Below are 24,843 nucleotides of genomic sequence, written 5' to 3' on the forward strand. Positions count from 1 at the left end.
GCGGCGCGCTTTAGAACCACATGTCGCGCACGCAGCGGCCATCGCGCGGCAGGTCGTCGTAAGTGTCGAGGCCATCGAAATGGTCGATCGGCAAGTCGGCGACGGCCTCCGGCGGCGCAAGCCTTACATTGACGGCGATTCGAGTTTGGCCGGTGGCGCTGGAGCCCAAGCCACGCCAGGCGAGCACGCAAGCGCAAGTGGGACAGAACAGGATCTCGAGCGAGGGCGTGTCCTTTCCGGGGCGCGTGTAGCTTTTCATCGGTCCCGCGACGCGGATGCGTTCGTCGACATAGTCGTAAGCCCAGAGCGCGCCATAGCGACGGCAAAGCGTGCAACTGCACGCGGTGACCGGACCGGGATCACCCTCCAGGGTCCAGTGGGTCGCACCACAGTGGCAGGTTCCTGTCAGCATTCGTCCTTCCTCGTTCGGACAGTACGGCGCTCCTGCTTGGTATTGTGCCGGGCCGATGCGATGCTCGCAAGCGGCGGAGCGGCTTGAAGTGTTCGCATGCTTTCGAACGATGTTCCTTGTCCCGCCCCAATATCCTTGCCTTCGCGACCGGCTTTCGCCATGAAGGCCAATGAACTCGCCTCTGCCAGCCAGCCCCCGCCAGCGGCTCGACGACCTGCTCGTCCAGCGGGGCCTTTTTGCCAGCCGTTCGCGCGCCCGCGACGCGGTCGAGCGTGGCACGGTGATGGTGGACGGCGTCATAGCCCGCAAGCCCGGCCAGAACGTTTCGCCGCAATGCCTGATCGCCATCGATGATCCGGCGCAGGGCTATGTGTCGCGTGCGGCGCTGAAACTGATCGGTGGGCTCGACCATTTCGGCCTCGATCCCGCCGGCCGCGAGGCGCTCGACATCGGCGCCTCGACCGGCGGCTTCACCCAGGTGCTGCTCGAGCGCGGCGCGGCCCACGTCACTGCCATCGATGTCGGGCATGGCCAGATGCATGCCGATATCGGCGGCGATCCGCGCGTAACTGTCATCGAGGGCCTGAACGCGCGCGATCTCACAGCCGATGATCTGGCCGGCCGGATCCCGGATTTCGTCGTTTCCGACGTCAGTTTCATTTCGCTGAAACTGGCGCTGCCGCCGGCGCTTGGCCTTTCGAAGGCTGGTGCCGGTGCCATGTTTCTGGTCAAGCCGCAATTCGAGGCCGGCCGCGAAGCGATCGGCAAGGGCGGCCTGTTGAAGGATCCCTACGACGCCGCCCGTGTCGCCGGCCTGCTGCAGGATTGGCTGGACGCTGTTCCAGGCTGGCGTTCGCTGGGCCTGCATTTGTCGCCGATCGAAGGCGGCGACGGTAATCGCGAATTCCTGCTCGGTGGGATCAAGGATCGATGAGCGCGCGATTCAGCATCAGGAAACTTGGCGCCCAGGGCGACGGCATCGCCGAGACCGAGAGCGGCGATCTGTTCATTCCCTTCACACTACCCGGGGAGGTCGTCACCGCCGCGCGCGAAAAAGACCGTGCCACGCTGATGGCGGTGCTGGAGGCTTCGCCGCTGCGCATCGATCCCGCCTGCCGCCATTTCACCGAATGCGGCGGTTGCGCGCTCCAGCATTTCGAAGCCGCAGCCTATCGCCAATGGAAACGCGAAAAGGTGGTGCACGCGCTGAAGGGCAAGGGCATCGATTGCGACATCGGCGAACTGGTCGCCTGCGCGCCGCACACGCGCCGCCGCGTCGTGCTCGCCGCGCGACGCACCGACACAGGCATGCTGCTCGGCTTCAATCGCCATCTGTCGCCGGAAATCATCTCGATATCGGAATGCCCGATCTCGCTGCCCGAGATCGTCAGCGCGTTCGATCGGCTGAAGGCGCTCGCCGAACTGGTGTGCGCCACCACCAAATCGTTCCGGCTGGCGGTCACCGTGACCGGGTCGGGCCTTGACGTCGCAGTCTACGAGTCCGGCAAACTGGGCGAACACCAGCGTCGGATCGCCTCCAACTTCGTATTGGCTCAGGGATTTGCCAGGCTGTCCATCGATGACGAGATCATCATCGAGCCAAGGAAGCCTGTGGTCATGTTCGGCAATGTCGCGGTCGCCGTGCCGCCGGGCGCCTTCCTGCAAGCGACCGAGGCCGCCGAACAGACCATGGCCGATATCGTCGGCGGACATCTGAAGCGCGCCAAGAAGGTCGCCGATCTGTTCGCCGGCTGCGGCAGCTTTGCCTTGCGGCTGGCAGAGAAGTCGGAAGTCCATGCGGTCGAAGGCGATGCGCCAGCCCTTTCGGCGCTCGACCGGGGCTCGCGCTTCGCGACCGGCCTGAAGCGGGTGACAGGCGAGCGCCGCGACCTGTTCCGCCGGCCGCTGACCTTCAAGGAATTGAATGGCTTCGACGGCCTGGTGTTCGACCCGCCCCGCGCCGGCGCCGAGGACCAGTCGAAGCAGATCGCACGCTCGGACGTTCCGTTTGTCGCGGCCGTATCCTGCAATCCGGTCACGCTGGCTCGCGACCTGCGAATCCTGCTCGACGGCGGCTACACCTTGAAAAGCGTGACGCCGATCGACCAGTTCCTGTGGTCGCCGCACGTCGAGGCCGTGGCGCTACTGGAGAAGCCCAAACGAAGGCGGTAGCGCTGTTGGCATTTCCCTCGGCTCAAGCGCGAACCAAAATGATCACATTTTCTTGAGGTTTCCGCGTCGGGCGGGTTTGCCGAAATCGCGCCGCGAAGCCGCCTCTTTGCGCCCGTCTATTTTGGAAATCACTGGAGGAAGGAACCATCCTGCTCCATCACCGTTTCCATACTTGGTGGCCAGAAATGCGGACGCTCCAGAAATTCCTAGGCTTCTTCCTCCTCTTCATTTTCGTGGCCGCTTCGGTGACCGGTGCCCTCGCGCAGGGCGAAAAACGCCTCGCTTTCGTCATCGGCAATGCGGCCTATCCGTCTAGTGCGCTAGCGACGCCCGCCAATGATGCCGGGCTGATCGGCCAGACCTTGCAGGCAGCAGGGTTCGATGTTGTCGGTGCCCGCGACGTCGACCAGGAATCGCTGCGCGGCGCGCTGCGCGATTTCCTTGGCAAGGTTTCTGCTGCCGGTCCCGACGCGGTCGTCTTCATCTATCTCGCCGGCCATGGCGTACAGTTCGAAGGCGAGAATTACTTCTTGCCTGTCGATGCCCAGATCGCCAATCCAACCGACGTCCCGCTTCAGGGGATGCGGCTCTCCGATGTCACCAAGTCGCTGGCTGGACTGCCGACGAAGGTCAATATCGTCGTGCTCGATGCGGCGCGGCCGAATGCATTCCCGCAGACGAACCAGCCGCTGGCCGGAGGTCTCGCACTGGTCGATCCCGATCCGAACATGCTTGTTGCGTTCAATGCCGCCCCGGGTACGGTCGCGCCTGAAGGCAAAGGTCCATACGGTGCCTATGCCCAGGCGCTGGCGGAGATGATGCGCGAAGGCGGCCTGCCGCTTGACGATGTCTTCGATCGCACGCGCCTGCGCGTCAACGAGGTGACCCAGGGCGCGGAAGTTCCGTGGAGCGCCTCAAAGATCACGGCGCCCTTCGTCTTCTTCGACCGGGCTCCGGACGCGCCCGCGCCCAGGGTCTCGGAGGCTGAGTCCCAAGCCAACCGGACCAGAGAGATCCGCGACTTCGACGCCCGCGACGCCTATGTCGCGGCCCTCGACCGCGACACGCTCAGCGGTTACGAGGATTTCGTCGGCGCCTACCCGCGCGATCCAATGGCCAAGCGCGTGCGTGCCATCATCGCTGCTCGGCGCGAAGCAATCACTTGGCGCGAAACCTGGCTCCGGGACACCCCGGAAGCCTACTGGTCCTACCTCGATCGCTATCCGCACGGCCCGCATGCCTGGGATGCCCGCCGCCGTCTGGAGCATTTCGACGCAGCGCTGGAGCCGCCGGAGGATTTTGCCGTCTATGACTACGACATACCGCCGCCGCCACCGGAAGAGATCATCTATGTCGACCGGCCCGTGCTCTATTTCGACGATCCCGATTTCGACTTCGAGCCACCACCGCCTGTCGCGGTGATCTTCCTGCCGCCGCCTCCGCCGGATTTTGTCGTGTTGGCGCCGCCGCGGCCGGCAGTCGATGTCTTTGTCCTGCCGGTGCCGGTCTTCGTGCCGGTGCCGGTGTGGGTCAACCCGCCGCACGACATTGCGCCGCCGCCCGACAACGTCATCTTCAACAACATCCACAACACGACCGTCATCAACAACACGACGATCAATACCGAGAACAATCAGGCAGGGCAGGGCGGCGGCCTCACCACCGGCCAGAAGCTGACCGGCGCCGCTGTTGGACTGGGCGCCGCAGCGCTCGCGACCAAGGTGGCGCTGCCGCCGCTGCTGCATAAGAAGGCCGTGCTCTCTAACCAGAACCCTGCCGCTCCGGGCAAACTCGGCCAGGGTGTGACGCAAGGCCGGCAGCCTCCCGGCGCAAAGCCGGTCTCGAAGACGCTCTCAACTGATCACACCCTGCCGGGAGCGAACGGCAAGACGCTGCCACTCGTCAACGGCAGACCGCCGGTGCTCAACGGCCAGAATTTGCCAAACAACAAGAATTTGCCCAACAACAAGTCCAAGAAGCTGCTTGGCAAGCAAGGCACCTCGGGCGGCAACCAGCAGGCTACGGGAAATGCCGGCGCTGCCGTTACCGGACAGGGCAATGGCCAGCAGAACGGAGCCGGCAATAGGCAGGGCAAGAACGGCAAGCTCAACAAGCTGCCGACCGTCAACGGTGCACCGGCCGGGCAGCGCCCGAACGTGCAGGAGAGGATCAAGAAGAACAATCCAGCTGTCTTCTCCGACCAGGGTGGCGGCAAGCCGAAGAAGCTGACGCGCAAGGATCTGTCCGCCGGCCAGGCCGTTGTCGGACCGAGCGATCAGGCTCCGGGAAACGGGAACAAGAAGTTCCGCAAGCCGCAGAACGGCGGTGGAGGCTCCGCCGGCCCGCAAGTCAACGTCCAGCGGAATTTCAAGGTCAACAAGCCGAACGAGAGTCCGCAGCGCCAACTCAAGCTGCAGGAGAAGCCGAACGTGAAAGTGTTCTCCAAGCCGCAGAAGCCGGAGTTCCATGCTCAGCCCAGGCCCCAGGTCCAGGAGCGGCGTCCGCCGCAACAGCCCAATCAGCAGCCGCCGCGAGGCAACAAGAAGCCTGCCTGCGGACACCCGGGCGAGCCTCCATGCAAGCAGTAGGCAGGAGTGAGGCAGGTATTGCCCGCCGGTCGCTGGGCACCGAACCTTCAAAAAGCTGAAGTGCTCTGGTCTGGCAGGCCACTCAGTCTACGAGCTTGGAAACATTCGTGAGGGTTTTCGACGTGCCGCCCCGTTGGTTGATCGACACCCATGTGTTTGGGTTCTGCTGGGACTGGCGTTTGAGGAAGTAATAGCCCGTCGCACTCCAAGGCCTGATCTCATCGACCAGATTGTCTAGCACAAGATCGCCCTTGTCGGTTTTCACCGTCAGGATGGTGTGGCCTTCATTGTCTAGGTCGCGCACCACGGTCATCAGCAGCGCCTGCCTGGGGAATCCCGCCTCCAGAAGAAGCTTGCGCTTGTAGAGGGCGTAGATCTTGCAGTCGCCCTTGCCGTCCACGGGGTAATCCCAATGGTCCACCATCGTGCCCCAGTGGTCGAAATTGCTGACCGGTTTGATGAAGCTGTTCGCCTTCTGATTTATCCGCTTGAGGATGCGCAGGTTCTGCGCGGTCAACTTGACATTCGCGGCCGGCAGAGCGGGTACCTTGCACTCTTTTGGTCGACGATGGCAGAAATCGACCCAACCGTAGGGGACGCTGGTGCTTGCACCAACCGTGGCAGAGCGCAGCCCTGCCGTGGGAGATTGCGTCGATCGCGACTTGAACAATGTCGACTGTGCTTCCGCCGGACTGGCTTGCAGCAATGTCGCACCAATCAATGAAACGAAGCCAAGTAGGAAAGAGGAAGTGAGAACGCCGGGGACATGCCGCATTGCCAAAACACCGCCGCAACCAGGAAGCTGGTGCTGCGTTCGTGCGCAAAAGGCAGCCCAGGCAGTTAGAGACTTAATAATTTCTTAACGTGGATTGTGTTCGCTTCAAGGTGCCGACAGGGATTCGGCTGGAATGCGCCGTCTTTGGCCCAGACCTCCACAGAGTTGAGCAACATTGCGGCACCCGATTCCGCCGAAATGCCGGCGCCTGTCAGGATGAAGATCTTGGCTCTGGGGCATGGTCGGCTGCACCCCGGAAAACACCGCTTGGATGGCGATGTTTCGGGGATATGCCGATCATTCAAACCCGCGTGCCGCCCACCGTCATCTGGTTCATTCGGAGATGCGGTTGGCCGACGCCGACCGGGACGCCCTGTCCGCCCTTGCCGCACATGCCGATGCCGGTATCGAGCTGCATGTCGTTGCCGATCATGGAAACACGGTGCATTGCGTCCGGCCCATTGCCGATCAGCATCGCGCCCTTGATCGGCTGTGTCACCTTGCCGTTCTCGATCATGTAGGCCTCGGTGCAGCCGAACACGAACTTGCCCGAGGTGATGTCGACCTGACCGCCGCCGAAGGAGACGGCATAGATACCGTTCTTGACCGAGGCGATGATTTCGTCCGGCTCCATGTCGCCCGCGGTCATGAAGGTGTTGGTCATCCGCGGCATCGGCTGGTGGGCATAGCCTTCGCGCCGCCCGTTGCCTGTCGCAGTCATGCCCATCAGCCGTGCGTTCTGGCGATCCTGCATGTAGCCAACCAGCCTGCCGTCCTCGATCAGCACGTTGCGGGCCGTCGGGGTTCCTTCATCGTCGACGGTGAGCGACCCGCGCCGCTCCGGCATGGTGCCGTCGTCGACGACGGTCACCCCCTTGGCGGCGACCTGCTGGCCCATCAGGCCGGCGAAGGCTGAGGTCTTCTTGCGGTTGAAGTCACCTTCGAGCCCATGGCCGACGGCCTCGTGCAGCATGACGCCCGGCCAGCCGCTGGACAGCACGATGTCGAAGGTGCCAGCCGGCGCCGGGATGGCCTCGAGATTGACCAGCGCTTGCCTCAGCGCCTCCTTGGCGGCGTGCTTCCAGCTGTCCTCGACAAGGAAGTCGCCGAAGGCCTTGCGTCCGCCCATGCCGTAGGAGCCGCTCTCCTGGCGGTCGCCATCGCCGACGACGACAGAAACGTGGACTCGGACCTGCGGGCGGATGTCGCGCACAACCTGGCCATCGGCGCGCACGATCTCGACATGCTGCCAGGATGAGGACAGCGAGGCAGAAACCTGGCGCACGCGAGGATCCTCGGCGCGCAGCCAGGCGTCGATTCCCTGCAGCAGCTTTGCCTTGACCTCGAAAGAGGGGGAGGGGATCGGATTCTCTTCACCATAGAGATGGCGGTTCGTGCGGGCCGGTGCCGCGGCCAGCGTGCCGGAATAGCCGCCCTTGACGGTTGAAACAGCGTCGGCGGCGCGCAGCAGCGAGGCCTCGGACAGGTCGCTGGAATGGGCATAGCCGCTGGCTTCGCCGGCGACGGCGCGCAGGCCAAACCCCTGGTCGGTGTTGAAGTTGGCGGTCTTCAGACGGCCGTTGTCGAACATCAGCGCTTCGCTCTCGGCGTATTCGAGAAACAGTTCGCCGTCGTCGGCGCCACTGATGGTCTCAGTGACGATCTGCTTGATGCGATCGTCTGAAATGTCGAATTGGCCGATCAGGCTGTTCATGGCGCGTCCGTTCACAGGAGAAATGCTTCTTTAGCCACGATGTAGGCGCGAAGGGGCGCCGAGACAATCGCCCCGCTGCATTGTGAAGACAAATGCGATCGTCGACAGCCCGTCAGGATGGATGTCAGCTTCCTTGGCGGCATCACCACGGCCAACCTTGAGGAACAGTTCTCGAACTGGGGTTCAATGGCCAGTGACATCGACGACTTCATCAACCAAATGTGACGTCGACGTTGGATCCGTCGCAAGCGCCGAGCTCTCAGGGCAGGGCGGCGAAACCGTCGGCGAAACCCTTGAGGTCGACGGGGATGCCGATGCCTTCTTCCGGTGTCTGGAACACGATGAAGGTGGCCGACGTGCCGGTCTTCAACGTGTCGAGCAGCGGCTTTTCGAGAATGACTTCGGCATAGCAGCCATCCTGGAAGCAGCGCACGAAATAGGCGCGGCCGATATCCTTGCCGTCGACGTTGAGGCCGAGACCGTTGGGCAAAAGCACGCCGAGCGGCGCCAGCACGCGCAGGATCTCCGCCTTGTTGTCGGCTGTGCGCAGCACGACCACCGACAGCCCCATCTCGGGACGGTCCTCGGCGACGACGTTCTGCATCATCACGCATTGCTCGGAGGTGGCGCCGGCCGGCGTGTCGCAGATGATCGACCACGCGCCATGCGTCGAGCGGACGGTGCCGCTTGGCTGCGCGGCATTGGCCTGGCTGGACAAGCCGACAACGGGCTGGCCGATAACGGACGGGCCGATTGCGGACAACGCGGCGAGAAAGATGACCTTCGCCAAGATTCTCGAAAGCGCAAGTCTCGAAAGCCAAGAGTTCATGACGGCTCCATTGCGAATCACGGCACTTTAAGCCGCGCCAAAGCCAAGTAAAGGACGAGACCGCAACCGGTCTGCCCCGAAACAGCCAATACGGCGCTTTTCTTAGCCAATTTCGCCCGAATTGCGACGGTCGGCACGCCCGGCCCATAGGAATGTGGCCATGGCCGATCATATGCGATTCGGGACCGTTGCCGCTGCCTTGAAAGGCACATCCGGGCTTGCGCGCAAAAATGCCGCACGGTTTCGCCCGCTCCTTTCTTGCGGAGGGAAAAAGAGTATGGTTTGAACCACCTTGAGACTGTCGGGATTCCCGTCCCGGCATTGTTCGATATTCTCGTGGGCACAGCCTCGAGGAACTGGGAGACGATGAGGGCGATGAGAAAATTCCTAGCAGGCGCAAGTGCCGCTGCCACGTTTTTCGCCGGCGCATCCGCCCATGCCGATCAGCCCAGGGACTGGCAGACCGGCTTCCAGGCGCCGGCGACCGATATGATGCGGCAGATCGAGTGGTTCGGGAACTACACGATGTGGTTCATCGTCCCGATCACCATACTGGTGCTGTGCCTGCTTGCTTATTGCATCCTCAAATTCCGCGCGAGCGTGAACCCTGTTCCCTCCAAGACCAGCCACAACACGCTGATCGAGGTGATCTGGACCGTCGGCCCGGTCGTCATCCTGCTCTGCATCGCCATTCCTTCGTTCCAGCTGCTGACGGCGCAATACACGCCGCCGGAAGACGCAAAGCTGACCGTCAAGGCGACCGGCAACCAGTGGAACTGGGACTACGAATACCAAACCGAGAACACGATTTCCTTCAACTCCGCGATCCTGCAGGAAGCCGACCGGGCAGCTGCGGGCAAGGAAGATCGCAAGATCTATCCGCGCCTGCTCGCCGTCGACAACGAGATGGTTGTGCCGGTCAACACCATGACCCGCGTCCTGGTGACCGCAACAGACGTGATCCACTCCTTCGCCATGCCGTCGTTCGGCATCAAGATGGACGCGGTTCCCGGTCGCACCAACGAGACCTGGTTCAAGGCCAACAAAGAAGGCCTCTACTATGGCCAGTGCTCGCAGCTCTGCGGCAAGGATCATGCTTTCATGCCGATCGCCATCCGCGTCGTCTCCGATGCGCAATTCAAAAGCTGGCTGGCGGAAGCCAAGACCAACCTGCCCGGGGCCAACAAGGCGCTGATGGCTGAGGTCGACGGCCAGAACAAGGTAGCGGCCGCCGGCAACTGATGCCGCGGCCAATAAAAGATCAGGGAACGGAGCGGAACATGGCAGACGCTGCAGCTCACGACGACCACGACCACAAGCCGTATCACGGCTGGGTCCGGTGGGTGTATTCCACCAACCACAAGGACATCGGCACGCTCTATCTGATCTTTGCGATCTTCGCCGGCATCGTCGGCGGTGCCTTGTCGGTCGCCATCCGCATGGAGCTGCAGGAGCCGGGGATCCAGATTTTCAGCGGCCTCGCGCAAATGGTCTACGGCATGAACGGTGACGCCGCGATCGACGGCGGCAAGAGCATGTACAACGCCTTCGCCACCGCGCACGCGCTGATCATGATCTTCTTCATGGTCATGCCGGCCCTGATCGGCGGTTTTGCCAACTGGATGGTGCCGATCATGATCGGTGCGCCTGACATGGCCTTCCCGCGCATGAACAACATCTCGTTCTGGCTGCTGCCGCCGGCCTTCCTGCTTCTGATCGCCTCGGCCTTCATGCCGAGCGCGCCTGGCGCCTTTGGCGTCGGTGGCGGCTGGACGCTTTATCCGCCGCTGTCGACTTCGGGCCAGCCCGGGCCGGCGATGGATCTGGCGATCCTGTCGATCCACATTGCCGGTGCCTCGTCGATCCTTGGCGCCATCAACTTCATCACCACCATCTTCAACATGCGTGCGCCCGGCATGACGATGCACAAGATGCCGCTGTTCGCCTGGTCGGTGCTGGTCACCGCTTTCCTGCTGCTGTTGTCACTCCCGGTGCTTGCCGGCGGCATCACTATGCTCCTGACCGACCGCAACTTCGGCACGACCTTCTTCGCGCCCGACGGCGGCGGCGATCCGATCCTGTTCCAGCACCTGTTCTGGTTCTTCGGTCACCCTGAGGTCTACATCCTGATCCTGCCGGGCTTCGGTATCATCAGCCACATCGTGTCGACCTTCTCGAAGAAGCCGGTGTTCGGTTACCTCGGCATGGCTTACGCGATGGTCGCCATCGGCGCGGTCGGCTTCATCGTCTGGGCCCACCACATGTACACGACCGGCCTGTCGCTCGACACGCAGCGCTATTTCGTCTTCGCCACGATGGTCATCGCGGTGCCGACCGGCGTGAAGATCTTCTCCTGGATCGCCACGATGTGGGGCGGATCGATTTCGCTGAAGCCGCCGATGCTGTGGGCTCTGGGCTTCATCTTCCTGTTCACGATCGGCGGCGTCACCGGCGTCCAGCTGGCCAATGCGGGTCTCGACCGCTCGCTGCACGACACCTATTTCGTGATCGCGCACTTCCACTACGTGCTCTCGCTGGGCGCGGTCTTCGCCATCTTCGCCGGCTGGTACTACTGGTTCCCGAAGATGACCGGCTACATGTATTCCTTCGCCATCGCCAACACCCATTTCTGGGTCACCTTCGTCGGCGTCAACCTGATCTTCTTCCCGCAGCATTTCCTCGGTCTTGCCGGCATGCCGCGCCGCACAATCGACTATCCCGACGCGTTTGCCGGCTGGAACATGGTGTCGTCCTACGGCTCGTATATCTCGGCCGTTGGCGTGGCGATCTTCCTCTACGGCGTGTTCGAGGCTTTCCAGAAGAAGCGGGTCGCCGGTGCCAATCCGTGGGGCGAAGGCGCCACGACACTAGAATGGCAGCTGCCTTCGCCGCCGCCCTTCCACCAGTGGGAGCAGCTGCCGAAGATCAAGTAAGTCGGCAGCCTCCATGGAATCAAAACCGCCGGCCTGCCGGCGGTTTTGGCCAAACGGAACGATGGATTTGAGTACGCATGGCCCTAGTCGACGAAACCAGCATTGACGAAGCGGGCTTCCGCATGTCGGAAGCGACGGCGGGCGATTTCTTCGCCCTGCTGAAGCCGCGCGTCATGTCGCTGGTGGTGTTCACCGCCTTCGTCGGATTGGTCGCGGCTCCTGTGACCATCAATCCGTTGCTGGCGGTGATCGCCATCCTGTCGATCGCCATCGGCGCCGGGGCCTCCGGCGCGCTCAACATGTGGTACGATGCCGACATCGACGCGGTGATGACGCGCACCGCATCTCGTCCGGTGCCGGCCGGCCGCATCCGGCCGGGCGAAGCGCTGAGTTTCGGGCTGGTTCTGTCGGTTCTGTCGGTGATGACGCTGGGCGTGCTGGTCAACTGGCTGTCGGCGACGCTTTTGGCCTTCACCATCTTCTTCTATGCCGTCGTCTATACGATGTGGCTCAAGCGCTGGACGCCGCAGAACATCGTCATCGGCGGCGCCGCCGGTGCCATTCCGCCTGTTATCGGCTGGGCCGCGGTGACCGGAAGCGTCAGCCTGGAAAGCTTTGTCCTGTTCCTGATCATCTTCCTGTGGACGCCGCCGCATTTCTGGGCGCTGGCGCTGTTCAAGTCCGAAGACTATGCCCGCGCCGGCATTCCGATGATGCCGAACGTCGCCGGCCAGGCTTCGACCCGCCGCCAGATCTTCGCCTATGCGCTGCTGCTGGCGCCGGTCGGCGTGCTGCCATGGATCCTGGGCTACACCACGCCGGTCTATGGCGTGGCCGCCGTGCTGCTTGGGTTGGGTTTTGTCTGGTACGCGTGGAAAGTGCTTGGCATGACCGACGATGACCGCGTGATGAAGCCGGCCAAGGCCTTGTTTGCCTATTCGTTGCTCTATCTCTTCGCCATCTTCGCTGCCTATCTCGCCGACAGCGTCGTCGAGCGCGCGCTTGCCATGGGTGGAGCATGACCATGATCGAAGAAAAACTCGAGCTGGTCACGCTGACCGAGCGGCAGAGGAAAGCCAGACGCAATCGTTCTGTCGCCATAGGCTTGGCGCTGGCGGTGCTGGTGATCATTTTCTACATCGCGACGATCGTGAAATTCGGTCATCACCCCGGCTCGATGTGAGAACACGATGAGCCAGGTGACCGCCAGCAGGAAGAACACCAACCGCGTCGTCGCGTTTGTCTGCCTTGCCTTCTTCGGCGGCATGATCGGCATGGCCTATGCCGCAGTGCCGCTCTACAAGATGTTCTGCCAGGCGACGGGCTATGGCGGCACCACGCGGCGCGCCACGCAGCAATACGCGAACCGGGTGCTCGACCGCGACATCGTTGTCCGTTTCGACGCCAACATCGCCGGCGTGCCCTGGGATTTTCAGCCGGTCGATCGTTCGATGACGATGAAGATCGGCGAGACCGTGCAGGCGCACTATCAGGCCACCAACAAGTTCGATCGCCCCGTTACCGGCCGCGCCACCTTCAATGTGCAGCCGGAACTGGCGGGGCCCTACTTCAACAAGGTCGAGTGTTTCTGCTTCACCGATACGACTTTGAAGCCCGGCGAGACGCTGGACATGCCGGTCGTGTTCTATGTGGATCCCGATATCGTGAATGTACCGGAACTGAAGGACGTGAAGACAATCACCCTGTCCTATACGATGTTCCCGGTCGAGAAGAGCAAGCCGGTCGCGTCATCAGTGCCGGTCCAAGGCAGCAGCAAGACAATTTCGAATACCGAAGCAAATCTCGGGGGTTGATATGGCAGACGCGCACGCAAAACCACACCATGACTACCATCTCGTCGACCCGAGCCCATGGCCGTTCCTGGGGTCCATCGGCGCGCTGGTGACCGCAATCGGCGGTGTCTGCCTGATGCAGTATCTCAAGGCCGGCGACTTCCCGATCTTCGGCTTCAACATCGCCAATCCGTGGCTGTTCTTCATCGGCCTGGCGATCGTCCTTTACACCATGTTCGCCTGGTGGTCGGACACGATCAAGGAAGCGCATGAGGGCCATCATACGCGTGTCGTGTCGCTGCACCTGCGATACGGCATGATCATGTTCATCGCCTCCGAGGTGATGTTCTTCGTCGCCTGGTTCTGGGCCTACTTCGATGCCAGCCTGTTTCCGGGCGAGGTGCAGCAATACGCCCGCACCGCGTTTACCGGCGGTGTCTGGCCGCCGAAGGGCATGGAGGTTCTCGATCCCTTCCACCTGCCGCTCTACAACACCATCATCCTGCTGCTGTCGGGCACCACGGTCACCTGGGCGCACCATTCGCTCATCCATGGCGATCGCAAGGGGCTGATCAACGGCCTGGTGCTAACCGTCGGCCTCGGCATGCTGTTCACCATGGTGCAGGCCTACGAGTACATTCATGCTCCGTTCGCCTTCAAGGATTCCATCTACGGCGCAACCTTCTTCATGGCGACCGGCTTCCATGGCTTCCACGTCATCATCGGCACCATCTTCCTCTTGGTCTGCCTGCTCAGGGCGATGAAGGGTGATTTCACCCCCAAGCAGCATTTCGGCTTCGAGGCGGCCGCCTGGTATTGGCACTTCGTCGACGTTGTCTGGCTGTTCCTGTTCTCAGCGATCTATGTCTGGGGATCGGCCGGCGCGGTGATCGAAGCCCACTGATTTCGACCTGAGCAAAACAGAGGCCCCCATCCCGATTCATCGGGATGGAACAGGCTCCAGGGATTTAGAGAAGGCGGTCGCGGCGACGTGGCCGCCTTCTTCATTTCGGCGCAAAGATCGCCGATCGATGGCCGATGCGGCTAACTCGTCTCTGTGCCATTTACGCGTGCATGATTGCCACAGCGCCGGCCCTTGCTGGCGAGAAAGTCGATCTGGTGCGTGTCGACAAGTCGGACCGGCGATTGGAGTTGATTGGCGGCGGCAAGGTCCTGCGAAGCTACAGCATCGCGCTCGGCGGCGATCCGCTTGGGCACAAGCACCAGGAGGGCGATCAACGCACACCGGAAGGGCGCTATGTCCTCGACTGGCGCAACCCGAACAGCATCGCCCACAAGTCGATCCATATCTCCTATCCCAATGCCGACGATCTGGCCGCCGCGAAGGTACGCCATGTCGATGCGGGAGGCATGATCATGATCCACGGCCAGCCAAACGGTTTCGGCTGGTGGGGCTGGCTGCTTCAATTGGTCGACTGGACCGACGGCTGCATTGCGGTTACGGACTCCGACATGGACGAAATCTGGGCAATGGTGGCCGATGGGACGCCGATCGAGATCGAGCGGTAAGCAATGAGCGACGACAAGGCGATCTGGCCGCCCATCGATCCAATCTCGGCCGGCTTGCACGGCCGCTGCCCCCGCTGCGGCGAGGGGCAGCTGTTTTCCGGCTTCCTCACCGTTGGCAAGCGCTGCACCAATTGCGGCCTCGACTATTCCTACGCCGATGCCGGCGACGGACCGGCGGTCTTCGTCATCCTGATCATCGGTTTCATCATCGTCGGCCTGGCGCTCTGGGTCGAAGTGACGCTCAGCCCGCCGCTCTGGCTGCATCTGCTGCTCTGGATTCCGCTGGCTGTTGCGCTGTGCCTGACGGCGCTTCGGCTGATCAAGGGCGTGCTGCTCACACTGCAATACCGCAACAAGGCGGCCGAGGGCCGGCTGGATCGCGGCGAATGAGCGAGGCATCCGTTAGAGTTGGCGGCCGCTCGCGGCCAAGGACGGCATTGCTGCTTGGCCTTGGCCTGGTGCTGTTTTTGATCCTGCTGGCGCTCGGCACCTGGCAGGTCCAGCGTCTGCACTGGAAGGAAGGTCTGCTGCAGACCATCGATCAGCGTACGCACTCGGCGCCGCAGCCGCTCGCCGAGGTCGAAAGGGAATTCGCCTCGACCGGGGACGTCGACTATACGCCGGTGACCGTCAGCGGCACCTTCCTGCATTCCGGCGAACGGCATTTCTATGCCACCTGGGAAGGCGACGCCGGCTTCAATGTCTACACGCCGCTGGCCCTCGACGATGGCCGCTTCGTGCTGATCAATCGCGGCTTTGTACCCTACGATCTCAAGGATGCCGGCAAGCGCGCCAAGGGGCAGGTGACGGGCAAGGTGACGGTCACCGGCCTCGCCCGCAATCCGCTGCCGGCAAAGCCGTCGATGATGCTTCCCGACAACGACGTGGCGAAGAACATCTTCTACTGGAAGGACCGCGACGCGATGGCGGCGAGCGCCGGGCTGCCGGCGGGCGCCACGCTGGTGCCGATCTTCATCGACGCCGACAAGACGCCGAATCCGGGCGGCTTGCCGGTCGGCGGCGTCACCATCATCGACCTGCCGAACAGCCATCTGCAATATGCGATGACCTGGTATGGCCTCGCCGCCGCACTCGCCGCCGTGCTCATCCTGCGGCTTCGCCGCCCCTTGAAAGAGGAATGAAGGCGACCGCCGCCCCCTTGCACTTGACAGGGCAGGGGTAGGCACTTCATTTCGGCTTTGATCAACCGGCCAGGATTTAATGCTTCAGACAACCACCAAGCCCCCCCTGACGATCCGGCTCTGCCAGCCGCGCGGCTTTTGCGCCGGCGTCGACCGCGCCATCCAGATCGTCGTCCTGGCGCTGAAGAAATATGGCGCGCCGGTCTATGTCCGTCATGAGATTGTGCACAATCGTTACGTCGTCGAGGGACTGCAAAGCCTTGGCGCTGTCTTCATCGAAGAACTCTCCGAGATTCCCGCCGAACATCGGCAGTCGCCGGTCGTGTTCTCGGCCCACGGCGTGCCGAAATCGGTGCCGGCTGACGCGCAGGCCCGCAACCTCTTCTATCTCGACGCCACGTGCCCGCTGGTCTCGAAGGTCCACAAGCAGGCGATGCGCCACCAGCGGCTTGGCCGCCATGTGCTGCTGATCGGTCATGCCGGACACCCGGAGGTGATCGGCACCATGGGCCAGCTGCCGGACGGCGCGGTGACGCTGATCGAGACCGAGGCCGATGCCGCGAAGCTTTCGCCTGCCGATCCGCAGGCGCTTGGCTTCGTTACCCAGACCACGCTGTCGGTCGAAGACACCGCCGGCATCATCCGCGCCTTGCAGGATCGTTTTCCGCAATTGCATGCCCCGGCGGCGGAATCGATCTGCTATGCCACCACCAACCGCCAGGAGGCGGTCAAGGAGACCGCGGCCGGCGCTGATCTTTACCTGATCGTCGGCGCACCCAATTCCTCCAATTCGCGACGCCTAGTCGAAGTGGCGGAGCGTGCCGGCGCCTCGATGTCGCTTCTCGTGCAGCGCGCCGCCGAGATTCCGTGGAATGACATCGCCGGCATCTCGACGCTTGGCCTGTCGGCTGGAGCGTCGGCGCCGGAGATCATCGTCGACGAGATCATCGACGCGTTCCGCCAGCGCTTCGACGTCACGATCGACCTGGCCGTCACGGCCACGGAAACGGAGGATTTTCCGGTCATGCGGGTACTGCGCGATGTCGAACTGACGCGAGCCGACATGGCTTTCGTCAATGGAGCCGCGTAAGGCACATGGCGGTCTATACCGACGTTGCCGAAGGCGAACTCGGCGCATTCCTGAAGCAATATCCGGTCGGCGATCTCCTGTCTTACAAGGGCATCGCCGAAGGCACCGAGAACTCGAACTTCCTGCTGCACACCTCCAGCGGCTCGTACATCCTGACGCTCTATGAAAAGCGCGTCGAGAAGGCGGATCTGCCGTTTTTCCTCGGGTTGATGGGCCATCTCGCCAAAAAAGGCGTTTCCTGCCCGCTGCCGGTGACCGCGCATGACGGCAGCGTCATCGGCACGCTCGCCGGCCGGCCGGCGGTCATCATCACGTTCCTCGAAGGGCTTTCGCTGCGGCGGCCGACATCGACGCACTGCGGCGAGGTCGGCAAGGCCCTGGCCGCCTTGCATCTGGCCGGAGCCGACTTTTCGATGACGCGTCAGAACGCGCTCGCCATCGACGGCTGGCGCAAGCTTTGGAATGCCGCCCGTGACCGCGCCGACGAGGTTGAGCCGGGTCTGGCTGCCGAGGTCGATGCCGACTTCGCCGACTTCGAGCGGAACTGGCCGACGGACCTTCCCCAAGGCATCATCCATGCCGATCTTTTCCCGGACAATGTCTTCTTTCTCGGCGAGAAGCTTTCCGGCCTGATCGACTTCTATTTCGCCTGCGACGACCTCTACGCCTACGATGTCGCCACCTGCCTCAACGCCTGGTGCTTCGAGAAGGATTTTTCCTTCAACCTGACCAAGGGCAAGGCATTGCTGGCCGGCTATCAGAGCGTGCGTCCCCTGAGCGACCAGGAAAAGGCGGCGCTGCCGATGCTGGCGCGCGGCTCGGCGCTACGCTTCATGCTGACCCGGCTCTACGACTGGTTGACCGTTCCCAATGGCGGGCTGGTGATGAAACGCGATCCGACCGAATATATCCGCAGGATGCGATTCCATCGGGCGATCAGGTCTCCTTCGGAATATGGATTGGCCTGATATGGGGTATCATGAGCAAACACGTTGAGATCTTCACCGACGGCGCCTGTTCGGGCAATCCCGGCCCTGGCGGCTGGGGCGCGATCCTGCGCTTCAACGGCACCACCAGGGAGCTTTCCGGCGGCGAGGCGGAGACCACCAACAACCGCATGGAGCTTCTCGCCGCCATCTCGGCGCTGAATGCGTTGAAGGAACCCTGCACGGTCGACCTTCACACCGACAGCAAATATGTCATGGACGGCATTTCCAAGTGGATCCACGGCTGGAAGAAGAACGGCTGGAAGACGGCCGACAAGAAGCCGGTCAAGAACGGTGAGCTCTGGCAGGCGCTGGATGAGGCCAACAGGCGTCACAAGGTGACCTGGAACTGGGTCAAGGGCCACGCCGGCCATGCCGAGAACGAGCGCGCCGACGAACTCGCGCGCGAGGGCATGGCGCCGTTCAAGAAAGGCCCGGTCAAGCCCGCTGCTGCGCCGAAGCCAGTTGCGCAGGCAAAACAGCCGGTAGCAGCGAAGGCGCGGCGCTCGACCCAGAGTTATTGAACTCAGGAGCAGGTCAGCACTCTCAGGCAGGAATCTTCGATCATGCCGATCCTGTATTATGTCACCCATCCCCAGGTTCAGGTCGATGCCAACATTCCCGTGCCGGAATGGGGGTTGTCCGACATCGGACGAGCGAGAGCGGTTGCAATGCTCGACCAGCCCTGGATCGGCTCGATCCGGCGCATCGTGTCGTCGGCTGAACGCAAGGCGCTGGAAACCGCCGAAATCCTCGCAACACATCTCGGCCTTGCCATCGAGGTGAGGGAAAGGATGCATGAGAACGACCGATCGGCGACGGGGTTTTTACCGCCGCCGGAGTTCGAAGCGGTCGCGGACCAGTTCTTCGCCAACCCTCATGACAGCATTCGCGGATGGGAGCGGGCCATCGATGCCCAGCATCGCATCGTGAGCGAGGTCGACGCCGTGCTTGGCGCCGCCGACGCGGGCGACATTGCCTTCGTCGGCCATGGCGGCGTCGGAACGCTGCTGCTGCTCGCCCTCAGCGGTCGGCAGATCAGCCGCGAAGCGGATCAACCGGCGGGCGGCGGCAACCACTTCGCCTACGATCTCGGCGCACGCCGCCTTGTCCACGGATGGCAGCCGATCGACGCACCGGCGCAGCGTCGCGACGATTAACTTCGCTTCAGCGGATCAGCAGCGCCGTGCCGTAAAGCCCGAGCGCGAACACCGTGTGCGATACCAGGTTGAGGGCGCGGATCTGCATCGGTTTGGGCCGTTTCGAGGCGGCCCAGCCGGCACCCATGCCAGGCGCCAACAGGAACCAGCCGGCACCGACGGTGACGATGCCGAGGATGAAGGCCGGCAGGAAGGTCGGCGCCGCCAGCCATGCCGTTCCCGCCAGCGCGACCAGGATGATGCCGTAGACGATGCCGACAAAATAATGAAAGGCCCAGCCCAGCGCCACTTCCTGCGCGTACGGCTTTGCATCGCCGATATCGTCGTGGAAGACCTTGCCTTCCCTGAGATGCCACACCCAGCGGCCGACCAGGCCCCAGTTCGGTCGTGGCTGGGCAAACACCGTGTTCAGGAAAATCGCCCAGATGTCCATCAGCGCCGTGGCGCCGATGCCGATCGCGATACTGCGCCAGAAGATGTCAGACATCGTCGCGGTCCCCCCCAAAGCTGTCGGGCGAGGGGACTTTGCGGTCCCTGGCCTAACGCTGTCGCCAATATTGTTAGAGCTGTCCCAGAATATGAGCCGCGCCGGACTCGTCGACGCCGGGCTTGGTCTCGACATTGAGCGCCGTGACCTTGCCGTCATCGACGATCATCGAAAACCGCTTCGAGCGCAGTCCCATGCCGGCTGCGGAAAGGTCGTTGTCGAGGCCGACCGCCTTGGCGAAGTCACCGCTGCCATCGGCGATGAAAAGGATCTTGCCTTCGCCGCCGGTGAAGCGCGCCCAGGCGCCCATGACGTGGACGTCGTTGACCGAAACGACGGCGATGGTATCGACGCCGCGTGCCAGGATGGCGTCATGGTTCTCGAGATAGCCGGGCAAATGGTTGTTGCTGCAGGTCGGCGTGAAAGCGCCCGGAACACCGAAAAGCACAACCTTCTTGCCTGTGAAAATCTCGGCCGACGTGATCGGCTTCGCGCCGTCGGCGGTCATCGTCTTGAAGGTCACATCAGGCAGCTTGTCGCCAACGGAAATGGTCATGAGTTCCTCGTCTGGGAAAATGGGGGAGGTCGTGTGATTGCGTAGCGAACTCGACGGCCCTCTGCAACTGTCAAGGAGCGGCCTCAGTCCATGTCGCCCAAAAGTGAGCAGCTGTTTTGGCACTACGACATGGACAAAGAGAGGACCAAGTGCGTCGTATGAATCCGTTCAATGCGACGCGCTTTAAGGAAACGGCAACAGCCCTTCGACGGCGCCGGCCGAACTTGTCAGTGTATAATGAAGCCCGCCATCCGTCGGCGTTGTCGACGGGCGGTCGAGGATCGGCACGGTGAAGATCAGCTTGCCGTCCTTTTCGCTGCGGGCAGGGGTGCCGAACATATAATCCCGCTCGCCGGCGACAAAGAAATCCGCCGCCTCCGGATCGCCAGGAAAGCTCGCTTCGACAATCAGCGTCTCGTGGTCACCCGGCAGCACGTTGATGCCGAAATCGGACCTTGCGGGTGTAGGCAACGCCGCGAAGCTCGCCTTCACCAGCGCCGTGTCTTCGGCATTGTCCGGATCGGAGCCGGGGTCGACGGTCAGCCGCGTCTGCACCGGAATGCAGATCGTTTCACAAATGCCGAGAAAGATGTCGGCGTCGATAACGGCTGGATCTTTCGCCGCCGACAGGGTGAACACGACCGGCAGCGAAACCGGATAGTCGTAGCCTGCCCATTTGCCATAGCCTTCGTCATGACGCTGCGGCGCCGGGAAGGAAAGCTGGGCGTCGGCGATGTTCGTGCTGGCTGAAATGTCGAGCTGCGGCGGCACGCCCGCGTCGCCCGGGTCACGCCAGTAGGTCTTCCAGCCGGGCTTGAGCGCTATGTCGAGAACGCCCTGGATGCGGCCGGCGGCATCGGCCTTGCCGCTGGTCACCAGCCGGACCTTGCCGCCTTCGCTGTTGTACCACGACGATGATGAAGCGGCGGCGGGAAGAACGGTTGCCGATCCGATGGCGGCGCCGAGCAGCAGGATTTTCAAGCTTTGCATGGCGGTGATTTGATCGTCCGTTCGTGGCCGCGCAATGTTTTCATGACCTTGCCGGTATCATATTTGCGTGACCTCGAGGGAAGAATGCTCTGCCTGGTCACATAGGCTTTGGTCGAATCCCGCACGGTGCATCTTTTCGGCGCTTTGGAAACGCGTTACCTTTGCTGTCATGGACTTGTTGCGCCACAAGAAGACAGCCGCCAGCCGCGGTTTTCTCGACGATCAGTTCCTGATTGCCATGCCCGGCATGAAGGACGACCGTTTCACGCGCTCGGTCATCTACGTCTGCGCGCACAGCGATGAAGGCGCGATGGGCCTGATCATCAACCAGACACAGCAGATGCTTTTTCCGGATCTGCTCGTGCAACTGGGCATCATGAACGAACAGGAAGCGATCCGCTTGCCGGCGCAGGCTCGCGATTTCGTCGTGCGCAATGGCGGGCCCGTCGATCGCAGCCGGGGTTTCGTCCTGCATTCGGGTGACTACAGGGTGGAATCGTCGCTGACCGTGTCGGACGACATCTGCCTGACCGCGACCGTCGACATATTGCGCGCCATTTCGTCTGGCCGTGGACCCCGTCACGCGCTGATGGCGCTCGGCTATTCGGGTTGGGGCGCCGGCCAGTTGGAGACCGAGATCGCCGAGAATGGCTGGCTGACTTGCCCGGCCAACGCCGAGCTTCTGTTCGACACCGACATTGAGCGCAAGTACGACCGCATCCTCGCCTCGATCGGCATCGACCTCGCCCATCTCAGCCTCGCCGCCGGACACGCCTGAGCCTCATCACAGAGGTCTCAGGCTTGCGTCAGCGGATACTGTTCCTTCAGCGTCTTCAGCACCTGGTCGCCCGGCATCGGCGCGCCGAACATGAAGCTTTGCACATATTCGCAGCCCATCTGGCGCAGCTCCAGCGCGTCGCGTTCGTCCGAAATGCCCTCGGCGACCACGGACAGTCCGAGTTCATGCGCCATGTTGACCATGGATTTGAGCAGCACCGCGCGTTTGGGGGTGTTGTCGTCGACAAAGCTCTTGTCGATCTTGATCGTGTCGAAGGGAAAACGCGTCAGATAAGCCAGTGAGGAATAGCCGGTGCCGAAATCGTCCAGCGACAGGCCGATGCCGAGCTGTTTCAGCTTGGTCAGCACATGGGCCGTCTGCTCGGGATTATCCATCACCAGCGATTCAGTGAGCTCGAGCCGGAAGCAGCGCGGCTTCAGATTGGCGCGTGCGATGACCGAGCGGACGTCGCTGACCAGGTCGCGGCGGATGAGCTGGCGGCTGGACAGGTTGACCGAGACCGACAGCGGCGCGTCGCCGATCTGCTTTTGCCATCCGGCAAGGTCCTCGGCCGCCTGCTGCATGGCGAAGAGGCCGAGCTGCACGATCAGCCCGCAGCTTTCGGCGACCGGGATGAAATCTGCCGGCGGGATCATGCCGCGACGCGGATGGTCCCAGCGCAGCAAGGCCTCGAAGCCGGCGACGCTGCCATCCTCCAGCCGCACGATCGGCTGATAGGCGAGCGTGAATTCGCGCCGTTCGATGGCGCGGCGCAGGTCGGATTCGAACTGCAACCTGTCGGTGCCGACGGTGCGGAAGGCCGGGCGGAACGGCTCGATCCTGTCGCCGCCGAAGCGCTTGGCCTGATGCATGGCAAGCTCGGCGTCCTTGACCATGTCCTCGGCCGACATCTGCGTCGAGTTCCAGGTGATCAGTCCGATCGATGCGGTCAGCACGATCTCGCGCTTGGCAAAGGTGATCGGGTTGTTGATGGCATGCTTGATGGCGTCAGCGACGGCGGCGATGCGGGACGGATCCTGCTCGGACAACAGCATTAGTGCGAACTGATCGCCGGCAAAACGCGACAGCGAATCCTTCGGCTTGAGCAACCGGTGCAGCCGGCGCGCAATGGTCAAAAGGATGGTGTCGCCGGCCGAGATGCCGAGCCCGTCATTGACCTGCTTGAAACGGTCGATGTCGATGACGAAGACGGTCGGGCGCACTTTTTCTTCGGTGCGGGCGATCGAGATGACCGCTTCCAGCCGGTTCATCAACAGTTCGCGGTTCGGCAGCCCGGTCAAATTGTCGTGCACGGCGTCGTGCAGCAGACGCTCCTCGGATTTCTTCTGTTCGGTGACGTCGACCATGGTGCCGACGCAGCGAATGACTTCGCCGTCCGACCCGATCACCGGCCGCGCGCGCAGCGAGAACCAGTGATAGTGGCCGTCGGCGCCGCGCAGGCGGAAGTTCTGCGACACCCGGCCGCGCCGGTGTTCCAGCACCACGTCAAGCGTCGTGCGGAAGGTGTCGCGATCGTCGGCATGCAGCACCGGCAGCCAGTTGCGCGCGGCACCGCCAAGGCTGTTTGGCGCCAGACCGAGCTGGATGCTGACATCGGGCTTGGTGACGACGCGGTCGCGCAGCACGTCCCAGTCCCACACCGTATCGCCAGATCCGGCCACTGCCAGCGCCTGCCGCTCGAGGTCGGAGAACAGGCCCTGGTGCAGCGCGCCGCCGGCAAAGGCGTGCTGCATGACGGTGAAGCCGATCAGAAGGATGATCAGGATCAGTCCGCCGCCCAATGCCGGCTGGGCGATGTCGTTGTCGAGCATGCCGGTGATCGCCATCCATGACCCGCACAGCCACAACAGCACCATGACCCAACTGGGCACCAGCATGATGGCGCGGTCGTAGCCGCGTATGCCGAGGAAGATGATCAGGCCGAGCCCGGTCAGCGCGGTGGCGGCGAAGGACAGCCTGGCGATGCCGGCGGCGACGGCCGGATCGACGATGGCGACGCCGGCGATCAGCAGCAGTCCAAGGATCCAGACCAGCGCGCCATAGCTGAAATGGCCGTGCCATCGGTTGAGGTTGAGATAGGCGAACAGGAACACCACGAAGGTTCCCGCCAGCGCCACCTCCGTTCCCGCTCGCCACATCTGCTCGTTGCCGGGCGAGATCTCGATGATCTTGTTGAGGAAGCCGAAATCGACGCAAATATAGGCCAGCACCGCCCAGGCGAGCGCCGCGGTCGCCGGGAACATCGAGGTTCCCTTGACCACGAAAAGGATGGTCAGGAACAGCGCCAGCAAGCCGGCGATGCCGATGACGATGCCGCGAAACAGCGTGTAGGAATTGACCGAGTCCTTGTAGGATTCCGGATCCCACAAATAGACTTGCGGCAGTTTCGGCGAAGCCAGTTCGGCGATGAAGGTGATCACCGTGCCCGGGTTCAGCGTCACCCGGAACACGTCGGCGTCGGGGCTGGTCTGGCGGTCGAGCGCGAAGCCTTCGCTGGGCGTGATGGCGGCGATACGGGTCGAGCCGAGATCGGGCCAGAAGATGCCGGAATTCACCAGTCGGAAATGCGGCGCGACGATCAGCCGGTCGAGCTGCTGGTCGGTGGTGTTGGCCAGCGCGAACACCGCCCAGTCGCCGGTCGAACGCGCATCATTAGCCTCGACCTCGATGCGCCGCACGATGCCGTCCGGTCCGGGAGCGGTCGACACCTGGAAATTCTCGCCCTGGTTCCGGTAGATCTCGACGGCGCCCGAAAGGTCGAGCGCGACGTCGTCGCGGGCAATCTTGATCGGTTCGACGGCGAAGGCCGACGATGCCGCGCACAGCGTCAGGATTGTCGCGAGGACAAAGGCGAACAGCGGCCCGTTTCGCAGGAAATTCGTCAAGA

25 protein-coding genes are annotated in these 24,843 nt (G+C 62.8%); 17 read left to right on the forward strand and 8 right to left on the reverse strand.

Annotated elements, in window-relative coordinates; genetic code table 11:
• Positions 1–10: 10 nt before the first annotated feature.
• On the reverse strand, positions 11–412 hold the full coding sequence (locus tag AC1DYW_RS10020; RefSeq protein ID WP_477226025.1) for a GFA family protein: 402 nt from the start codon (positions 410–412) through the stop codon (positions 11–13).
• 169 nt (positions 413–581) lie between these two features.
• Here AC1DYW_RS10020 and AC1DYW_RS10025 point away from each other — a divergent pair, with 169 nt between their 5' ends.
• The 3 genes from AC1DYW_RS10025 (at position 582) to AC1DYW_RS10035 (ending at position 5,172) form a co-directional block, all read left to right on the forward strand.
• Positions 582–1,346, forward strand: coding sequence for a TlyA family RNA methyltransferase (locus tag AC1DYW_RS10025; protein WP_477226026.1), 765 nt, complete (start codon positions 582–584; stop codon positions 1,344–1,346).
• The gene (locus AC1DYW_RS10030; RefSeq protein ID WP_477226027.1) at positions 1,343–2,584 is read left to right on the forward strand and encodes a class I SAM-dependent RNA methyltransferase; all 1,242 of its coding nucleotides are present in this window, start codon (positions 1,343–1,345) and stop codon (positions 2,582–2,584) included. The genes AC1DYW_RS10025 and AC1DYW_RS10030 overlap by 4 nt, the downstream gene beginning before the upstream one ends.
• A 185-nt stretch (positions 2,585–2,769) precedes the next feature.
• Positions 2,770–5,172: a caspase family protein gene (locus tag AC1DYW_RS10035; protein ID WP_477226028.1), complete on the forward strand. Its 2,403-nt coding sequence runs from the start codon at positions 2,770–2,772 to the stop codon at positions 5,170–5,172.
• Between the two features lie 82 nt (positions 5,173–5,254).
• Here the strand turns inward: AC1DYW_RS10035 and AC1DYW_RS10040 are convergent, their stop codons facing one another.
• The 3 genes from AC1DYW_RS10040 to AC1DYW_RS10050 all read right to left on the reverse strand — a co-directional run bounded on the left by AC1DYW_RS10040 (position 5,255) and on the right by AC1DYW_RS10050 (position 8,490).
• The gene (locus AC1DYW_RS10040; RefSeq protein WP_477226029.1) at positions 5,255–5,947 is read right to left on the reverse strand and encodes a transglutaminase-like cysteine peptidase; all 693 of its coding nucleotides are present in this window, start codon (positions 5,945–5,947) and stop codon (positions 5,255–5,257) included.
• A gap of 301 nt (positions 5,948–6,248) precedes the next feature.
• Positions 6,249–7,661 (reverse strand): metalloprotease TldD, encoded by a 1,413-nt coding sequence (gene tldD, locus AC1DYW_RS10045; protein WP_477226030.1) that lies wholly within the window; start codon positions 7,659–7,661, stop codon positions 6,249–6,251.
• A gap of 259 nt (positions 7,662–7,920) precedes the next feature.
• A complete protein-coding gene (locus AC1DYW_RS10050; protein ID WP_477226031.1) occupies positions 7,921–8,490 on the reverse strand; it encodes an invasion associated locus B family protein in 570 nt (189 codons plus the stop codon).
• A gap of 366 nt (positions 8,491–8,856) precedes the next feature.
• Between AC1DYW_RS10050 and coxB the strand changes: the two genes are divergently transcribed.
• From coxB to AC1DYW_RS10115, 13 genes are all read left to right on the forward strand, one after another.
• Positions 8,857–9,732: a cytochrome c oxidase subunit II gene (coxB, locus tag AC1DYW_RS10055; protein WP_477226032.1), complete on the forward strand. Its 876-nt coding sequence runs from the start codon at positions 8,857–8,859 to the stop codon at positions 9,730–9,732.
• Positions 9,733–9,770: 38 nt separating this feature from the next.
• Positions 9,771–11,423: a cytochrome c oxidase subunit I gene (gene ctaD, locus AC1DYW_RS10060; RefSeq protein WP_095091932.1), complete on the forward strand. Its 1,653-nt coding sequence runs from the start codon at positions 9,771–9,773 to the stop codon at positions 11,421–11,423.
• 77 nt (positions 11,424–11,500) lie between these two features.
• Positions 11,501–12,445: a heme o synthase gene (locus tag AC1DYW_RS10065; RefSeq protein WP_457154103.1), complete on the forward strand. Its 945-nt coding sequence runs from the start codon at positions 11,501–11,503 to the stop codon at positions 12,443–12,445.
• A gap of 2 nt (positions 12,446–12,447) precedes the next feature.
• Positions 12,448–12,606 carry a hypothetical protein gene (locus AC1DYW_RS10070; RefSeq protein ID WP_095091991.1) on the forward strand — a complete coding sequence of 53 codons (159 nt, stop codon included), beginning with the start codon at positions 12,448–12,450 and terminating at the stop codon, positions 12,604–12,606.
• Between the two features lie 7 nt (positions 12,607–12,613).
• Positions 12,614–13,237: a cytochrome c oxidase assembly protein gene (locus AC1DYW_RS10075; RefSeq protein ID WP_095091934.1), complete on the forward strand. Its 624-nt coding sequence runs from the start codon at positions 12,614–12,616 to the stop codon at positions 13,235–13,237.
• A 1-nt stretch (position 13,238) separates the two neighbouring features.
• The gene (locus AC1DYW_RS10080; RefSeq protein ID WP_095091935.1) at positions 13,239–14,120 is read left to right on the forward strand and encodes a cytochrome c oxidase subunit 3; all 882 of its coding nucleotides are present in this window, start codon (positions 13,239–13,241) and stop codon (positions 14,118–14,120) included.
• 134 nt (positions 14,121–14,254) lie between these two features.
• Positions 14,255–14,746, forward strand: a complete 492-nt coding sequence (locus tag AC1DYW_RS10085; protein ID WP_457154413.1) for a L,D-transpeptidase family protein — start codon at positions 14,255–14,257, stop codon at positions 14,744–14,746.
• A gap of 3 nt (positions 14,747–14,749) precedes the next feature.
• The gene (locus AC1DYW_RS10090; protein ID WP_095091936.1) at positions 14,750–15,136 is read left to right on the forward strand and encodes a DUF983 domain-containing protein; all 387 of its coding nucleotides are present in this window, start codon (positions 14,750–14,752) and stop codon (positions 15,134–15,136) included.
• Positions 15,133–15,888, forward strand: a complete 756-nt coding sequence (locus tag AC1DYW_RS10095; protein WP_457154414.1) for an SURF1 family protein — start codon at positions 15,133–15,135, stop codon at positions 15,886–15,888. The genes AC1DYW_RS10090 and AC1DYW_RS10095 overlap by 4 nt, the downstream gene beginning before the upstream one ends.
• Before the next feature lie 79 nt (positions 15,889–15,967).
• Entirely contained in the window at positions 15,968–16,978 is a 1,011-nt protein-coding gene (gene ispH / locus AC1DYW_RS10100; protein WP_457154415.1) for a 4-hydroxy-3-methylbut-2-enyl diphosphate reductase, read from the forward strand.
• A gap of 5 nt (positions 16,979–16,983) precedes the next feature.
• A complete protein-coding gene (locus AC1DYW_RS10105) occupies positions 16,984–17,946 on the forward strand; it encodes a homoserine kinase (RefSeq protein ID WP_457154416.1) in 963 nt (320 codons plus the stop codon).
• 11 nt (positions 17,947–17,957) lie between these two features.
• Positions 17,958–18,488, forward strand: a complete 531-nt coding sequence (rnhA, locus tag AC1DYW_RS10110) for a ribonuclease HI (RefSeq protein ID WP_477226033.1) — start codon at positions 17,958–17,960, stop codon at positions 18,486–18,488.
• Positions 18,489–18,530: 42 nt separating this feature from the next.
• Positions 18,531–19,124: a histidine phosphatase family protein gene (locus AC1DYW_RS10115; RefSeq protein ID WP_457153619.1), complete on the forward strand. Its 594-nt coding sequence runs from the start codon at positions 18,531–18,533 to the stop codon at positions 19,122–19,124.
• A gap of 7 nt (positions 19,125–19,131) precedes the next feature.
• Here the strand turns inward: AC1DYW_RS10115 and AC1DYW_RS10120 are convergent, their stop codons facing one another.
• The 3 genes from AC1DYW_RS10120 to AC1DYW_RS10130 all read right to left on the reverse strand — a co-directional run bounded on the left by AC1DYW_RS10120 (position 19,132) and on the right by AC1DYW_RS10130 (position 21,157).
• Entirely contained in the window at positions 19,132–19,611 is a 480-nt protein-coding gene (locus AC1DYW_RS10120) for a DUF2938 domain-containing protein (RefSeq protein ID WP_457153620.1), read from the reverse strand.
• 73 nt (positions 19,612–19,684) lie between these two features.
• A complete protein-coding gene (locus AC1DYW_RS10125; protein WP_457153621.1) occupies positions 19,685–20,167 on the reverse strand; it encodes a peroxiredoxin in 483 nt (160 codons plus the stop codon).
• A 183-nt stretch (positions 20,168–20,350) separates the two neighbouring features.
• Positions 20,351–21,157 (reverse strand): protein-disulfide reductase DsbD domain-containing protein, encoded by an 807-nt coding sequence (locus tag AC1DYW_RS10130; RefSeq protein WP_457153622.1) that lies wholly within the window; start codon positions 21,155–21,157, stop codon positions 20,351–20,353.
• A gap of 169 nt (positions 21,158–21,326) precedes the next feature.
• Between AC1DYW_RS10130 and AC1DYW_RS10135 the strand changes: the two genes are divergently transcribed.
• Positions 21,327–21,935 (forward strand): YqgE/AlgH family protein, encoded by a 609-nt coding sequence (locus tag AC1DYW_RS10135; protein ID WP_091576862.1) that lies wholly within the window; start codon positions 21,327–21,329, stop codon positions 21,933–21,935.
• Positions 21,936–21,952: 17 nt separating this feature from the next.
• Here AC1DYW_RS10135 and AC1DYW_RS10140 read toward each other — a convergent pair whose 3' ends face one another.
• The gene (locus AC1DYW_RS10140; protein WP_095091946.1) at positions 21,953–24,841 is read right to left on the reverse strand and encodes an EAL domain-containing protein; all 2,889 of its coding nucleotides are present in this window, start codon (positions 24,839–24,841) and stop codon (positions 21,953–21,955) included.
• Between the last annotated feature and the right edge of the window lie 2 nt (positions 24,842–24,843).

Source organism: Mesorhizobium sp. P2_D5, from assembly GCF_056404355.1.